This window comes from Micromonospora sp. NPDC004336, assembly GCF_053602615.1.
On record NZ_JBSGDY010000155.1, the window covers coordinates 1 to 15,250 of the forward strand.

The 15,250-nt window shown below is 73.0% G+C and carries 11 protein-coding genes; 9 read left to right on the forward strand and 2 right to left on the reverse strand.

The genetic code is table 11. The features are described 5' to 3' along the window. The first annotated feature begins 80 nt into the window (after positions 1-80). Positions 81-563 carry a hypothetical protein gene (locus ACWENR_RS24670; protein ID WP_452279337.1) on the forward strand — a complete coding sequence of 161 codons (483 nt, stop codon included), beginning with the start codon at positions 81-83 and terminating at the stop codon, positions 561-563. Between the two features lie 159 nt (positions 564-722). Here the strand turns inward: ACWENR_RS24670 and ACWENR_RS24675 are convergent, their stop codons facing one another. Continuing rightward, positions 723-2,810: a SpoIIE family protein phosphatase gene (locus tag ACWENR_RS24675; protein WP_452279338.1), complete on the reverse strand. Its 2,088-nt coding sequence runs from the start codon at positions 2,808-2,810 to the stop codon at positions 723-725. A gap of 231 nt (positions 2,811-3,041) precedes the next feature. On the opposite strand from ACWENR_RS24675, the gene ACWENR_RS24680 reads away from it, so the two are divergent. Together ACWENR_RS24680 and ACWENR_RS24685 are read left to right on the forward strand one after the other, a co-directional pair. Next, the gene (locus tag ACWENR_RS24680; protein WP_452279339.1) at positions 3,042-7,409 is read left to right on the forward strand and encodes a HAMP domain-containing protein; all 4,368 of its coding nucleotides are present in this window, start codon (positions 3,042-3,044) and stop codon (positions 7,407-7,409) included. Continuing rightward, on the forward strand, positions 7,406-7,960 hold the full coding sequence (locus ACWENR_RS24685) for a response regulator (protein ID WP_452279340.1): 555 nt from the start codon (positions 7,406-7,408) through the stop codon (positions 7,958-7,960). The genes ACWENR_RS24680 and ACWENR_RS24685 overlap by 4 nt, the downstream gene beginning before the upstream one ends. Before the next feature lie 198 nt (positions 7,961-8,158). On the opposite strand, the gene ACWENR_RS24690 is transcribed toward ACWENR_RS24685, so the two are convergent. After that, positions 8,159-8,494 (reverse strand): STAS domain-containing protein, encoded by a 336-nt coding sequence (locus tag ACWENR_RS24690; RefSeq protein WP_121397135.1) that lies wholly within the window; start codon positions 8,492-8,494, stop codon positions 8,159-8,161. Positions 8,495-9,025: 531 nt separating this feature from the next. Between ACWENR_RS24690 and hemL the strand changes: the two genes are divergently transcribed. The 6 genes from hemL to ccsB all read left to right on the forward strand — a co-directional run bounded on the left by hemL (position 9,026) and on the right by ccsB (position 15,169). After that, complete coding sequence (gene hemL, locus ACWENR_RS24695) at positions 9,026-10,363, forward strand: glutamate-1-semialdehyde 2,1-aminomutase (protein ID WP_452279341.1); 1,338 nt, start codon at positions 9,026-9,028, stop codon at positions 10,361-10,363. 124 nt (positions 10,364-10,487) lie between these two features. Next, positions 10,488-11,135 carry a histidine phosphatase family protein gene (locus tag ACWENR_RS24700; protein ID WP_452279342.1) on the forward strand — a complete coding sequence of 216 codons (648 nt, stop codon included), beginning with the start codon at positions 10,488-10,490 and terminating at the stop codon, positions 11,133-11,135. After that, complete coding sequence (locus ACWENR_RS24705; RefSeq protein WP_452279343.1) at positions 11,135-11,713, forward strand: TlpA family protein disulfide reductase; 579 nt, start codon at positions 11,135-11,137, stop codon at positions 11,711-11,713. The genes ACWENR_RS24700 and ACWENR_RS24705 overlap by 1 nt, the downstream gene beginning before the upstream one ends. After that, positions 11,713-12,540, forward strand: a complete 828-nt coding sequence (locus tag ACWENR_RS24710) for a cytochrome c biogenesis CcdA family protein (protein ID WP_452279344.1) — start codon at positions 11,713-11,715, stop codon at positions 12,538-12,540. Before ACWENR_RS24705 ends, ACWENR_RS24710 begins: the two co-directional genes overlap by 1 nt. Beyond that, positions 12,540-14,195, forward strand: a complete 1,656-nt coding sequence (gene resB, locus ACWENR_RS24715) for a cytochrome c biogenesis protein ResB (protein WP_452279345.1) — start codon at positions 12,540-12,542, stop codon at positions 14,193-14,195. Before ACWENR_RS24710 ends, resB begins: the two co-directional genes overlap by 1 nt. Further along, positions 14,195-15,169 carry a c-type cytochrome biogenesis protein CcsB gene (ccsB, locus tag ACWENR_RS24720; RefSeq protein ID WP_452279346.1) on the forward strand — a complete coding sequence of 325 codons (975 nt, stop codon included), beginning with the start codon at positions 14,195-14,197 and terminating at the stop codon, positions 15,167-15,169. Before resB ends, ccsB begins: the two co-directional genes overlap by 1 nt. Positions 15,170-15,250 lie beyond the last annotated feature (81 nt).

Below are 15,250 nucleotides of genomic sequence, written 5' to 3' on the forward strand. Positions count from 1 at the left end.
GCGAAACCGCCTGCTTGAGGCAGGCGTCGACGTCGGTCGCGTGATACACCCGCTCGCCGGCCGGCGCCGGGCGGCTGGCGGTGCTGCTGGAGGGCGGTCCGGCCGAGGTCGCCGAGCGCGCCGACCGACTGGTCACGCTCCTCGGCGGCCGGTCCGGGGTCAGCCACTCGGCGCCGCAGTGGTGGCGGCGCTATCCGTTCGGCCCGGGCGACACCGCGCTGCGGATCGAGGTGCCGATCGCCGACCTGCACGCCGCCGTCTACGCGCTGCGCGACGCCGCCGGCGCCCCCGTCCCGGTGCGCGGCTCGGCCGGCCTGGGTGTGGTGCACGCGGCCCTGCCCGGCGCCATGCCCCCCGACCGGGTCGCCTCGATCCTGGCCGCCGTCCGCGGGGTGCTCCTCGCCCGGCAGGGCCGGTGCGTGGTGGTGTCCGCGCCGCCGGCCGTCCGCCGGGCCGTCGACCTCTGGGGCGAGCTGGCCGGCCTGCCCCGGCTGCGCGCGGCCAAGGAGCACCTCGACCCGCACCGCCGCCTCGCGCCGGGCCGCCTGCCCGGGGGCCTGTAGGGGCCGGGCCACCACTTGGCCGCTCGCGGCGGCCCGCCGCCCCCTGGCGGCTCTCGCGTCCCGGCGCCACCTGGCCGCTCTCGGCGGCCGGTGCCGGACATCCCGGCGCTCGACGACGCCGAACGGGACGCCTTCGGGCCGCGCCCGCCGTGGAGCGGCTCAGACGGCGTCGTTGCGCAGCACCAGGATGGCGATGTCGTCGCGGGGCGCCTCCGCCGAGAAGCCGAGCGCGGTCGAGCGCAGGCGGGCGGCCACCACGTCGGCCGAGTAGCCGGCCAGCGGGGCGGCCGCGTCGCGCAGCCGGTCGGTGCCGAACAGCTCCCGGCCGCGCCGTCGCTCGGTCACCCCGTCGGTGTAGAAGACGAGCGAGTCGCCCGGGTCGAGCGGGACCCGCGCCGTCGGCGAGGCGATCGAGTCGAGCAGCCCGAGGGCGGTGCCCCCGGTGCCGACGAAGGTGGCTCCGCCGCCGGAACGCAGCAGCACCGGCCGATCGTGGCCGGCGAGGTGCAGCGACACCTCGAGCTGCGCGCCGTCGCCGGGCCCGACCGCCGCGAGGGCCAGCGTGCAGTATCGCCCGCCGCCCCGCTCGACCAGCGTCTCGTTGACCCGGGCCAGCGCCTCCGGCAGCGGCTTGCCGTCGCCGACCAGCACCCGGATGACGTCGCGGACGAGGCCGGTGACCGTCGCCGCCTGCACGCCCTTGCCCGAGACGTCGCCGACCACCACCAGCCAACGGCCGTCCGGCAGCGGCACCACGTCGTAGAAGTCGCCGCCGACGTCGGCGTCGCCGCCGGTCGGGACGTACTCGGCGGCGAAACCGATGCCCTCGACCACGGGCAGCACCGGCGGCAGCAGCGACTGCTGGAGGGTCTGCGCGACCCGGCGGCGCTCGGCGTGGATCCGGGCGTTCTCGATCGCCAGCGCCGCCCGGCGGGCCACGTCCTCCAGCACGGCGACCTCGTCCGGGTCGTGCCGGTGCCGCTGGTGCCGGCCCACGGCCAGGGTGCCGAGCCGCTGCCCCCGGGCGATCAGCGGCAGGGCGAAGCCCTCCATCGGCGCGCCGAGCGGCATCTGGGTGCCGTTGCGCGACGCCTCCCGCAGCCGCGCCTGGACCGACTCCGGGTCGGTCTCCTGGAGCACCTTGTGCAGCTGGGGCAGCATCGACTCGTCGGCGTGGCTCGCCGCCGCGAGGCGCAGCCGACCCCACTCGTCGGTGGTGTGCACCGCGCACCACTGCCCGAGCCGGGGCACCACGAGCTGCGGGACGAGCGCCATCGTCAGCTCGACGTCCAGGGACTGCGCGAGCAGCTCGCTGGCCTCGGCGAGGAAGGTCAGCCAGGCCTGCCGGCGTACGTCCGCCCGGCGCAGCCGGTCGTTCTCCAGGTGCAGCGAGAGCCGCTCGGCCATCAGCACCGCCAGCGGCCGGGCGTACGCCGACGGCGCCGCGTCCAGCTCCAGCTCGCCGCCGTACGGTCGGTGCACCGACAGCGGCACCCGGATCAGCTCGTTGCCGGGCCGGGGCTGGCGGCCGTAGCGGGCCAGCACCTGGGTGCCCTGCCCGTCCCCCCGGTCCAGCCGGACCGTCCCGCCGGCCGCGCCGACCATCTCGCCCACCCGGGTGAGCAGGCTGGTCGCGAAGTCGGGCAGCGGATCCTCGGCGTACGGGTCGGGGGTGGTCTGCATCAGCTCGCTCATCGCCCCCGCGCTCGGGGTGGAGTGTTCCGCCGTCGCGGCGGCCCCGCCCCCGGCGGTCGCGGCGCCCGGTGCCGTCGGCCCGTGGGCGCCCGGCTCCTCGTCGCCGGCCGGGCCGGGTCGGTCCAGCCGGAACCAGACGCCCTTGCCCGTCGGCAGGTAGGTGGTGCCCCAGCGGCTGGCGAAGTGGTCGACCAGCAGCAGCCCTCGGCCGCGCTCGGAGACCTCGTCGATGTTCGTGGCGTCGTTGCGGACCCCGACGGTCAGCTCCTCGACGGGGCCGACCGCGAAGTCGGACACGGTGACGGTGAGCCCGACGGGATCGGCGACGACCTCGATGTCCAGTTCGGTGCGGGCGTGCTCCACGGCGTTGGTGGAGAGTTCGGTGGTCAGCAGCAGCGCCTCGTTGGCCAGCTCGTCGAGGCGTGCCTCGGTGAGCACCGAGCGCACCAGGGCCCGCGCCGCGGCGGGCGTACGCCGGTCGGCGGGGAGCCGGACGCGCCGGACATGCTCGTCTCGGCCCCCGGTCGCCGCGGGCCCCGCCTCCGCTGCCACCCCCGTATCCTCCACCTCCGCCCGCTCGGGTGCCAAGCCGATGCCCCACGAGTGGCGCGATCGGCAGCTGCCCGGTCACACTCGGCGACACGGGATCGGGCGTAAGGTGCGCGAGCGGCCAATTCGGGCGTGGCGGCCGGCTGCGCAACCGTGGCGGGGGCGGGGCCACGGGCACAATGATGGGATGGCCTGCGTCGCAGGCGTCGGTGGCCCCGAGCTGAGCGAGGACTGATGACCACGGCGAAACAGTCGGCGACGGCGGATCCGTCCGCGCCCGACCACGAGGCTCTCCTCGTCGAGTTGACCGAGGCGCTGCGGCGGGTCGGTCACGGCGACCTCAAGGTCCGGTTGCCCCGGCGGGCGGGCCGCGCCGGCGAGGTCGCCGACGCCTTCAACGAGGTGGTCTCGCTCCAGGAGCGGCAGTACCTCGACCTGCGCCGGATCAGCCGGATCGTCGGCCGGGACGGGCGGCTCACCGAGCGACTGGACGACGAGGGGCTGGACGGCTCCTGGGCGGAGGGCCAGCGGGCCATCAACTCGCTGATCGACGATCTCGGCCGGCCCACCACGGAGATCGCCCGGGTCATCGTGGCGGTCGCCGAGGGCGACCTGTCCCAGCACATGGCGCTGGAGATCGACGGCCGGCCGCTGCGCGGCGAGTACCTGCGCATCGGGCGCACCGTCAACACGATGGTGGACCAGCTCTCGTCGTTCGCCGACGAGGTCACCCGCGTGGCGCGCGAGGTGGGCACCGAGGGCAAGCTGGGCGGCCAGGCCGACGTGCGCGGCGTCGCCGGCACCTGGAAGGACCTCACCGACTCGGTGAACACCATGGCGTCGAACCTGACCGGCCAGGTGCGGTCGATCTCCCAGGTGGCGACGGCGGTGGCCAAGGGCGACCTGTCGCAGAAGATCACGGTCGGCGCGCGCGGCGAGGTCGCCGAGCTGGCCGACACGATGAACTACCTGACCGACACCCTGCGGCTCTTCGCCGAGCAGGTGACCCGGGTGGCGCGCGAGGTGGGCACCGAGGGCAAGCTGGGCGGCCAGGCCGACGTGCCGAACGTGGCGGGCACCTGGAAGGACCTGACCGACAGCGTCAACTCGATGGCGTCGAACCTGACGTCGCAGGTGCGCAACATCGCGCAGGTCTCCACGGCGGTGGCGCGGGGCGACCTCTCGCAGAAGATCACCGTGGCGGCGCAGGGCGAGATCCTGGAGCTCAAGGACACCGTCAACACGATGGTGGACCAGCTCTCGTCGTTCGCCGACGAGGTCACGCGCGTGGCGCGCGAGGTGGGCATCGAGGGCAAGCTGGGCGGCCAGGCCCAGGTGCGCGGCGTCTCCGGCACCTGGCGGGACCTGACCGAGAACGTCAACCAGCTCGCCGGCAACCTGACCAGCCAGGTCCGCAACATCTCGCAGGTCTCCACCGCCGTCGCGAAGGGCGACCTGAGCCAGAAGATCACCGTCGACGCGCAGGGCGAGATCCTGGAGCTGAAGAACACCGTCAACACGATGGTGGACCAGCTCTCGTCGTTCGCCGACGAGGTCACCCGCGTGGCGCGCGAGGTGGGCACGGAGGGCAAGCTGGGCGGTCAGGCCCAGGTCAAGGGCGTCTCCGGTACGTGGCGCGACCTGACCGACAACGTGAACTCGATGGCGTCGAACCTGACGTCGCAGGTGCGCAACATCGCCTCGGTGACCACGGCCGTGGCGAAGGGCGACCTGTCGCAGAAGATCACCGTGGACGCCCGGGGCGAGATCCTGGCGCTCAAGTCGACCGTGAACACGATGGTGGACCAGCTCTCGTCGTTCGCCGACGAGGTGACGCGGGTGGCGCGCGAGGTGGGCACGGAGGGCAAGCTGGGCGGCCAGGCCCAGGTGCGGGGCGTCGCCGGCACCTGGCGGGACCTGACCGACAACGTGAACTCGATGGCGTCCAACCTGACGGCCCAGGTCCGCAACATCGCCCAGGTCTCGACCGCCGTAGCCAAGGGCGACCTGTCGCAGAAGATCACGGTCGACGCGCAGGGCGAGATCCTGGAGCTGAAGTCGACGGTCAACACGATGGTGGACCAGCTCTCGTCGTTCGCCGACGAGGTGACGCGGGTGGCGCGCGAGGTGGGCACGGAGGGCAAGCTGGGCGGGCAGGCTCAGGTCAAGGGCGTCTCCGGTACGTGGCGGGACCTGACGGACAACGTGAACTCGATGGCGTCGAACCTGACGTCGCAGGTGCGCAACATCGCCTCGGTGACCACGGCCGTCGCCAACGGCGACCTGTCGCAGAAGATCACGGTCGACGCGCAGGGCGAGATCCTGGAGCTGAAGTCGACGGTCAACACGATGGTCGACCAGCTCTCGTCGTTCGCCGACGAGGTCACCCGCGTGGCGCGCGAGGTGGGCATCGAGGGCAAGCTGGGCGGCCAGGCCCAGGTCAAGGGCGTCAGCGGTACGTGGCGGGACCTCACCGAGAACGTCAACCAGCTCGCCTCGACCCTCACCACCCAGCTGCGCGCCATCGCGCAGGTCTCCACCTCGGTGACCCGGGGCGACCTGACCCAGCGGATCGCCGTCGAGGCGCAGGGCGAGGTCGCCGAGCTGAAGGACAACATCAACCAGATGATCGTCACCCTCCGGGAGACGACCAAGAAGAACGCCGAGCAGGGCTGGCTCGACTCCAACCTGGCCCGGATCGGCGGGCTGCTCCAGGGGCAGCGCGACCTCGGCGAGGTCTGCCGCATGATCATGATGGAGGTGACCCCGCTGGTCGACGCGCAGCTCGGCGCGTTCTTCCTGGCGGACAACTCCGAGGGCGTGATGCGGCTGCGGCTGACCGCCTCGTACGGCTACGTCGCCCGGGGACACGACGTCACCTTCGGGCCCGGCGAGGGGCTCGTCGGGCAGGCCGCCCTCTCCCGCCGGACCATCCGAATGGGCGGCATCCCCGACGGCAAGCTGACGCTCCGCTCCGGCCTCGCCGACACGCCGCCGGCCGACCTGGTCGTGCTGCCCGTGCTCTTCGAGGGCGAGCTGCTCGGGGTGATCGAGTTCGCCAGCGTCACGACCTTCTCCGAGCTGCACCTGTCGTTCCTGGATCGGCTGGTCCTCACCACCGGCATCGCGGTCAACACCATCCAGGCCAACCGGCGTACGGAGGAGCTGCTGGCGCAGTCGCAGCGGCTCGCCCACGAGCTGCAGGAGCAGTCGGCCGAACTCCAGCGCACCAACGCCGAGCTGGAGGACAAGGCGCAGCTGCTCTCCGAGCAGAAGGGCAACATCGAGACCAAGAACCGGGAGATCGAGCTGGCCCGGCTCGGCCTGGAGGAGAAGGCGCAGCAGCTCACCCGGGCGTCGGCGTACAAGTCGGAGTTCCTGGCCAACATGAGCCACGAGCTGCGTACGCCGCTGAACTCGCTCCTGCTGCTGGCCCGCCTGCTGGCCGAGAACTCGGAGCGGAACCTCACGCCGAAGCAGATCGAGTTCGCCCGGACGATCCACGGCGCCGGCTCCGACCTGCTGTCGCTGATCGACGACATCCTCGACCTGTCCAAGATCGAGGCGGGACGGATGGACGTCGAGCCGACCGAGGTCCGGTTCGACGAGATCCGCGGCTACGTCGAGCAGGCGTTCGCGCCGCAGGCCGAGGAGAAGGGCCTGGACTTCCAGGTGCGGATCAGCAAGGACCTGCCGCCGGCCGTGGTCACCGACGCCCAGCGCCTCCAGCAGATCCTGCGCAACCTGCTCTCCAACGCGGTCAAGTTCACCGACAACGGCGCGGTGACGCTGCGGATCGCGCCGGCGCCCGAGAACGCGGTCTTCGACGTGCCGGCGCTGACCAACGCGCGGCAGGTGATCGCCTTCACGGTGGTCGACACCGGCATCGGCATCTCCGACGACAAGCTGTCGCTGATCTTCGAGGCGTTCCAGCAGGCCGACGGCACCACCAGCCGCCGCTACGGCGGCACGGGGCTGGGGCTGTCGATCAGCCGTGACCTGGCCCGGCTGCTGGGCGGCAGCATCGCCGTGTCGTCGGCTCCCGGGCAGGGCTCGACCTTCACCCTCTTCGTGCCGGACGTGCTCGCACCGGACGCCGTGGTGGCGCCGCTGCCGCCGTCGCCGGCCCGGGCGGGACTGCCGTCGTCGCTGCTGATGCCGCCGCCGGAGCTGCCCGAACCGGCCTCCACGCCGGCCACCCGGCGGCTGGAGGGGGCGACCGTGCTCATCATCGACGACGACGTGCGGAACGTCTTCGCGCTGACCAGCGCGTTGGAACTGCACGGCCTCACCGTGTTGTACTCGGACAACGGGGCGGACGGCGTCCGCCTGCTGGCCGAGCATCCGGAGGTGGGGATCGTCCTGATGGATGCGATGATGCCCGACCAGGACGGTTACGAGACGACCCGACAGATCCGGCGCAACCACCGGTTCGCCGACCTGCCGATCGTCTTCCTGACCGCCAAGGCCATGCCCGGCGACCGCGAGTCGGCGCTGGCGGCCGGGGGAAGTGACTACATCACCAAGCCCGTCGACCTGGACGAGTTGATCGAGCTCATGTCGTCCTGGATCAGCGGCAGCCGGAGCGAGGAGAGTTCGTGACCCAGATGGCTAAGGCGCTGCTGGTGGACGACCGCCGGGAGAACCTGATGGCGCTGGAGGCGATCCTCCAGGGGCTGCCGGTCCAGTCCGTCGCCGTGGAGAGCGGCGAGGCGGCGCTGAAGCAGTTGCTGGTCGACGACTTCGCGGTGATCCTGCTGGACGCCCAGATGCCGGACATGGACGGCTTCGAGACGGCCAGTCACATCAAGCGGCGCGAGCGTACGCGGCACGTGCCGATCATCTTCCTCACCGCCGCCGACCGCGACGCGCAGCTCGCGTTGCGCGGCTACGCGGTCGGCGCCGTCGACTACCTCACCAAGCCGTTCGACCCGTGGGTGCTGCGGGCCAAGGTGTCGGTCTTCGTCGAGCTGTGGGTGAAGACCCGGCAGCTGGCGGCCCAGTCCGACCTGGTCCGGGAGCGCGACGCGCAGTGGCGGACGCTGACCGACGCCGTCGACGAGGCCACCGCGATGCTGCGTACGGACGACCCGGAAGCCCGCGACCGCGCCGTCGACCTCCTCGAACAGGCCCGCTGGGGCAACACCCCCTAACCCACCCCCGCCCCCTCCCCCCGCGCCCCTCGCCCCGCGCCGCGCACCCCTCGCTCTTCGCCCCTCGCCGCGTCGATCTTGCACTTTTTGCCCCGACAAAACGCGCGAAGTGCACGAATGGGGGGCCGAAAGTGCAAGATCGCGGGCCGGGGGAGGGGCGCGGGCGAGGGCGTGAGGGGGCGTCGGGGGTGGGAGGGGTTAGCCCGTGGTTTGGTCGTTGCGGATCATCAGGGCGCTGCGGAGGCCGGTGATGTCTAGGACGCGGAGCAGGAAGTCGCCGACGTTCGTCAGGATCAGGAGGCTCTGCGCGTGGCTGGCCTTGCGGCTGAGCACGACGAGGGTGCCCAGCCCCTGGGAGTCGCAGAAGGTGACTCCGCCAAGGTCGAGGACGATCCGGGGTGGCGGGTCGGCGAGGACCTCGTTGACGACGGTCGACAGCTGGGCGGCCGTGAGCATGTCGATCTCACCGGCCAGGCGCAGCACAGCTTCGTCGCCCGTCCGGTGTAGCGTGATGGACAGTTCGGCACGATCCACCCGGTCAGCCTAGCGCGATCCGGACGACCCGGCCTGTCGAGCGACGGCGACCGGGCCCACGGGGCGAGCGCCCCCGCCGGCGGAGGCGCTGACCGGCCGGCGCAGGAAGCCCGCGAGCGCCCGACCCAGGAAAGCTGCGAGCAGCTGGCCCAGGAGAGTCGCGAGCACCCGACCCAGGAAGCCCGCGAGCACGCGATCCGGGAAGCCGTGAGCACCCGACCCGGGAAAGCTGCGAGCAGCTGGCCCAGGAGAGCCGCGAGCAGCCAGCCGGAAAGCGCGAGCACCCGACCCGGAAGCGCTGCGATCACCCGGCCCGGGAAAGCGGCGAGCAGCCAGCCGGGAAAGGCCGCGAGTGGCCGGGCCGGGAAAGGCCGCGAGCGGCCGGCCCGGGGAAGCCGCGAGTGGCCGGGCCGGGGAAGCCGCGAGTGGCCGACCCGGGAAAGCCGCGAGTGGCCGGGCCGGGTGAGACTGGTAACCCCGGTGCGGGGTGCCTGCCGATTCGCCGCCCGACGCTGACACAATGGCGGCATCGTGACCGATATGTTTCCCGCCGGATCTGGCCGCTACCCGGCCGATGCGCCGGCCTCCGAGGCCCTGTTCGACCGCGCCAAGGCCATCGTGCCCGGCGGGGTGAACTCCCCCGTGCGCGCGTTCCGTGCCGTCGGCGGCACTCCGCGCTTCATGGTCCGGGGGGAGGGTCCCTGGCTCTACGACGCCGACGACCGGCGCTACGTCGACCTGGTCTCCTCCTGGGGGCCGCTGATCCTGGGCCACGCCCACCCCGAGGTGGTGGAGGCGATCCGGTCCGCCGCGACCCGGGGCACCAGCTTCGGCACTCCCACGCCGGGCGAGGTCGAGCTGGCCGCCGAGATCGTCGACCGTACGCCGGTCGAGCAGGTGCGGCTGGTCAACTCCGGCACCGAGGCCACCATGTCGGCGATCCGGCTGGCGCGCGGCTTCACCGGCCGCCCCCGGATCGTCAAGTTCTCCGGCTGCTACCACGGGCACTCCGACGCGCTGCTGGCCGCCGCCGGCTCGGGCGTGGCCACTCTCGGCCTGCCCGACTCGCCCGGCGTGACCGGCGCGGCGGCGGGCGACACGATCGTGCTGCCGTACAACGACGTCGCCGCCGTGGAGCAGGCGTTCGCCGCCGAGGGCCAGCACATCGCCGCGATCATCACCGAGGCCGCCGCCGGCAACATGGGCGTGGTCGCCCCGCGCGACGGCTTCAATCAGCAGCTCGCCCGGATCGCGCACGCGCACGGCGCGCTGCTGATCGTCGACGAGGTGATGACCGGGTTCCGCGTGTCCCGCGCCGGATGGCACGGCCTCGACCCGTCCGACGCCGACCTGTGGACGTACGGCAAGGTCATGGGGGGTGGGCTGCCGGCCGCGGCGTTCGGCGGGCGCGCGGAGATCATGGAGCGTCTGGCCCCCGCCGGGCCGGTCTACCAGGCCGGCACCCTCTCCGGTAACCCGCTGGCCTGCGCCGCTGGCCTGGCCACCCTGCGGCTGGCCGACGACGCGCTCTACCGCAAGCTCGACGACACGGCCGCCGTCGTGAGCAGGCTCGCCGCCGACGCGCTGGCCGCCGCCGGGGTCCCGCACCGGCTGTCGTACGCGGGAAACATGTTCTCGATCTTCTTCACGGACGCCGACGTGGTCGACTACGACAGCGCCCGCACCCAGCAGGTGCCGGCGTTCAAGGCGTTCTTCCACGCGATGCTCGCCGGCGGCGTCTACCTGCCGCCGAGCGCCTTCGAGGCGTGGTTCGTTTCGGCGGCGCTGGACGACGCCGCGCTGGAGCAGATCGCCGCCGCCCTGCCGGTGGCGGCGAACGCGGCGGCGGCGGCAGGTCACGGGGGGTAGCGGTGAGCGCGAGGAGTGAGCCGGGTCTGCGAGCCCCGCAGTCGCGAACGGAGAGGGCTGCGGTGAGCGCGAGGAGTGAGCCGGGTCTGCGAGCCCCGCAGTCGCGAACGAAGGGGGCGCATCGGTGAGCAAGACGGTGGTCCACGTGCTGCGGCACGGCGAGGTGCACAACCCGGAGGGCATCCTCTACGGCCGGCTGCCCGGCTTCCGGCTCTCCGAGCTCGGCGTGCAGATGGCCAAGGCCGCCGCGCAGGGGCTCGCCGAGCGCGAGGTCGTGCACGTGGTGGCGAGCCCGCTGGAGCGCGCGCAGCAGACGGCCGAGCCGATCGCCGCGCAGTTCGGGCTGCCGGTCGGCGTGGACGAGCGGCTCATCGAGAGCGCTAACTGGTTCGAGGGCAAGAAGGTCTCGCCGGGTGACGGCTCGTTCCGCGACCCGCGCAACTGGTGGGTGCTGCGGGACCCGGTCACCCCGTCCTGGGGCGAGGCCTACCGGGCGATCGCGGAGCGGATGTTCGCCGCCCTGCACGCCGCCCGGGTGGCCGCCGAGGGGCGCGAGGCCGTGCTGGTCTCGCACCAGCTTCCCATCTGGACGCTGCGCCGCTACGTCGAGCGTAAGCGGCTCTGGCACGACCCGCGTCGGCGCCAGTGCGGGCTGGCCAGCCTCACCTCGTTCCACTTCGACGGCGCCAAGGTCGTCGGCGTCGGCTACTCCGAGCCGGCCGCGCACCTGATCGCGATGTCGGCGACAGCCCGGACGGCCAAGGGGGCCTGATGAACGCCCGGAGGTGGACCGCGGGTCTGCTCGCCGCCGTCGCGACGGTGGCGTTGGCCGGCTGCTCCTCGCAGAGCCGGGAGGAGGCCTGCGACACCAGCCCCGAGGGCGTCATCGAGTGCGCCCCGGACAAGCGGTCCCCGGCTCCGAAGATCTCCGGTGAGCTGCTCACCGGCGGCAGCCACGACGTGGCGAAGGACCGCGGCCAGGTCGTCGTGGTCAACTTCTGGGGCTCGTGGTGCAACCCGTGCCGCGCCGAGGCGGACGACCTGGAGAACACCTACCAGGCGACGAAGGCGTCCGGGGTGACCTTCCTGGGCGTCAACATCCAGGACAGCCGGGACAAGGCGATCGCCTTCGAGGAGCGGTTCGGGGTCAGCTACCCGAGCCTGTTCGACCCGCCCAGCCGGGTGGCGCTCGCCCTGGACATCCCGCCGAACACCATCCCGGCCACCATCGTGCTCGACCGGGAGGGGCGGATCGCCGCCGTGATCCGCGCCGCGGTGAGGCAGGAGGGCCTCCAGCCCATCGTCGAGCGGATCGCGGCCGAGCAGCCGGCGCCCAACGGTTCCCGCTGATGGGCGAGACGTTCCGGGAGCTCGCCCAGTCCGGTCCGCTGCTGCTCGCCATCGGCGCGGCCGCGCTCGCCGGCCTGGTCAGCTTCCTCTCCCCGTGCGTGCTTCCGCTGGTGCCGGGCTACCTGTCGTACGTCACCGGTCTCGCCGGCGCCGACCTCGAAACCCGCCGCCCGCAGGCGCCCCTTCCCGCCACCGAGGGCGGGGGCGGGGTGGCGGTGCGGGAGCGCGCCGCGCCGGCGACCGCCGCGGTCAAGGGCCGGGTGCTGGCCGGCACGCTGCTCTTCATCGCCGGCTTCACCGTCGTCTTCACCGCCACCGCGATCCTCTTCGCCGGCGTCGGCCGGGTCTTCTTCGAGTACGAGCGCACGCTGGAGATCGTGGTCGGCGCGCTCATCGTCGTGCTCGGTCTGGGCTACGTCGGGGTGGTTCCCGGGCTGCAGCGGGAGTTCCGGATCAACCGGCTGCCCGCCGCCGGGCTCCTCGGCGCCCCGGTGTTCGGCGCGGTATTCGCGCTGAGCTGGGTGCCCTGCGTCGGCCCGACCCTCGGCGCCGTGATCGGCATGGCCGCCGTCGGCGGCCAGACGGACCGGGCCGCGGTGCTGGCCGTGGCGTACTGCCTGGGGCTGGGGATACCGTTCGTCGTCTTCGGGCTGGGCTTCCAGCGCCTGCTCGGGGTATTCCGCGCCATCCGGCGCAACAGCCGCTGGGTCACCCGGGTCGGCGGCGCCCTGCTGATCCTGATCGGCCTCGCGCTGGTCACCGGCGGGTGGACGAATTTCGTGATCTGGTTGCAGACCACCGTCGGGGTGGGCGAGGTGAGCATCTGATGACGGTCGTGGACGAGCGACCGGCGACGCCGGCCGAGGCGCCCCGCCGCCGGCCCAACCGGCTGCTGGCGCTGCTGCGCAACTCGTGGCGGCAGCTCACCAGCATGCGTACGGCGCTGGTGCTGCTGTTCCTGCTGGCGATCGCCGCGATCCCCGGTTCGGTGCTGCCGCAGCGGGGGGTCAACCCGGAGGACGTCCGGGACTACTTCACCGCGCATCCCGAGCTGGCGCCGGTGCTGGACCGGATCGGCGCCTTCGAGGCGTTCGGCTCGGTCTGGTTCTCCGCGATCTACCTGCTGCTGTTCACCTCGCTGATCGGCTGCATCACGCCCCGGCTGCGCGACCACGTCCGGGCGCTGCGGTCGAAGCCGCCGGCCGCCCCGAGGCGGCTGGACCGGCTGCCGCAGCACGCGCTGCTGCCCGCCCCCGAGGGCGGCGCGGCGGCGATCGCCGAGGCGCTGCGCCGGCGTCGCTGGCGGGTGGCGGTCCGCGGCGACGAGGTCTCCGCGGAGAAGGGCTACCTGAAGGAGACCGGCAACCTGCTCTTCCACACCTCGATGGTGGTCGTGCTGGTCGGCGTCGCGCTCGGCTCGTGGTACGGCTGGAGCGGCAACCGGCTGCTCGTCGCCGGCGAGGAGAACGCGTTCTGCAACACCCGGCAGCAGTACGCCGAGGCCAAGCTCGGCCCCCGGGTCGGCAGCGAGGACCTGCCCGGCTTCTGCGTCCGACTCGACGAGTTCCACGCCCGGTTCCTGGAGACCGGCCAGCCGGAGTTCTTCAACGCCGAGGTGACCGTCGACGAGGCGGGCGGCGCGCCGCGGCGGGCCGAGTTCTCGGTCAACGCGCCGCTGCGCCTCGACGGCGCGAACGTCCACCTGCTCGGCCACGGCTACGCCCCGGTGATCCGCTACACCGACCGGTTCGGCCGCAGCCAGACCAGCACCGTGCCGTTCCTGACCACCGGCGACGTCGGGCTGACCAGCGAGGGCCTGGCCGCCTTCCCGGACGCCAACGTCGACCCGGCCACCGGCGACCGGGACCCGAACCTCCAGATGGCCTTCTCGGGTCTCTACCTGCCGACCGCGCCCGCGTCGGCGCCGTTCGCGCGCTCCGAGTACCCCACCGAGCGCAACCCGGCGCTGAACCTCGTCGCCTACCGGGGCAACCTGGGGCTGGACGCCGGCATCCCCGGCTCGATCTACGAACTGGACCAGCGGCAGGTGCGCGCCGGGAAGGTGAAGGAGGTCGGCACGAAGCTGCTCCGCAGGGGCGAGACCTGGACGCTGGACGACGGCAGCAAGGTCGAGTTCCTGGACACCCGGCCGTACGTCACGCTGTCGGTCCGCCACGACCCGGGCTCGACGTTGCTGCTGGTCAGCTCCGCGGTGCTGCTGGTCGGCCTGATGGGTTCGCTGTTCGGCCGGCGCCGTCGGGTCTTCTTCCGGATGGTTCCGGCGGACCCCGCGGGTGGATCTCCGACGGGCGGTAGTAGTTTGGTCGAGGCCGGTGGCCTGCCGCGCACCGACCATCCCGGGTTCGCCGACGAGTTCGCCCAGCTCGTGGCGGCGATCGGCGGCGACGAGGCCGACCGCGACGGCGACAAGGCCGACCGCGACGGCGACGACCGGGCCGGAGCGCGAGAAGGAGCCGAGTGATGTCCGCACTCTCCGACCAGCTGGTGTCGTTCGCGATCCTGGCGTACCTGGTCGCGATGGTCAGCCACGCCGTCGAGTACGCGCTCGGCAACGCCCGGGCCCGGGTCGCCGCGCCCGCCCGCGAGCTGGTCGGCGCCGGAGTCGGCGCGGCCGGGGGCGGGCTGCCGGAGGCGCCCGCCACGGGCCCCGACGCGGCGGCCGAGCGCACCGCCCGGCGCGCCCGGCTGGCCGGCGTGGTCGCGGTGGCCGCCACCGCGGTGGCGGCGCTGCTGCACCTTGGGGCGCTGGTCACGCGCGGCATCGCCGCCGACCGGATGCCCTGGGGCAACATGTACGAGTTCGTGCTCACGGTCTCGTGGATCGGTGTCGCCGCCTGGCTGGTGGTGCTCTGGAAGCGGCCGATGCTGCGCCGCCTGGGGCTCTTCCTGTCGCTGGTGATGGTGCTGCTGCTGGCGACCGCCGAGCTGGTGCTCTACGTGCCGATCGTGCCGCTGGTGCCGGCGCTCAACTCGTACTGGTTCGTCATCCACGTCTCGACCATCGTCTTCGCCTCCGGCATCTTCCTGCTCGGCGCGGTGCCGGCGGTGGCGTTCCTGATGCGCTCCGGCTACGAGCAGGGCAGGCGGAGCTTCCCGTACACCCTGGCGAAGCGGATGCCGTCGGCGGCGGGCCTGGAGCGGCTGACCTTCGTGCTGCACGCCTTCGCGTTCCCGATCTTCACCTTCGCGGTGATCGCGGGGGCGATCTGGGCCGAGGCGGCCTGGGGCCGGCCGTGGGGCTGGGACCCGAAGGAGACCTGGTCGTTCATCTCCTGGGTGATCTACGCCGGCTACCTGCACGCCCGGGCCACCCCGAGCGTGAAGCGGAACGTGGCCGCCTGGCTCGCCGTGGCCGGCTTCCTCACCATGCTGATGAACCTCTTCGGGGTCAACATCTTCTTCGAGGGCCTGCACTCCTACGGCGGCCTGGACTGACCATCGGCGACGGCGCCGCCTTCGCCGGCCACGGGCCGGAGGGCCCACGCCCCGCCGTCGCGGTGTTCCGCCCGACGCCAC

Excerpts from the sequence above, each read along its gene's own strand:
- ACWENR_RS24680 (WP_452279339.1), top strand. The coding sequence starts at position 3,042 with ATGACCACGGCGAAACAGTCGGCGACGGCGGATCCGTCCGCGCCCGAC.
- ACWENR_RS24705 (WP_452279343.1), top strand. The coding sequence starts at position 11,135 with ATGAACGCCCGGAGGTGGACCGCGGGTCTGCTCGCCGCCGTCGCGACG.
- ACWENR_RS24710 (WP_452279344.1), top strand. The coding sequence starts at position 11,713 with ATGGGCGAGACGTTCCGGGAGCTCGCCCAGTCCGGTCCGCTGCTGCTC.
- resB (WP_452279345.1), top strand. The coding sequence starts at position 12,540 with ATGACGGTCGTGGACGAGCGACCGGCGACGCCGGCCGAGGCGCCCCGC.
- ccsB (WP_452279346.1), top strand. The coding sequence starts at position 14,195 with ATGTCCGCACTCTCCGACCAGCTGGTGTCGTTCGCGATCCTGGCGTAC.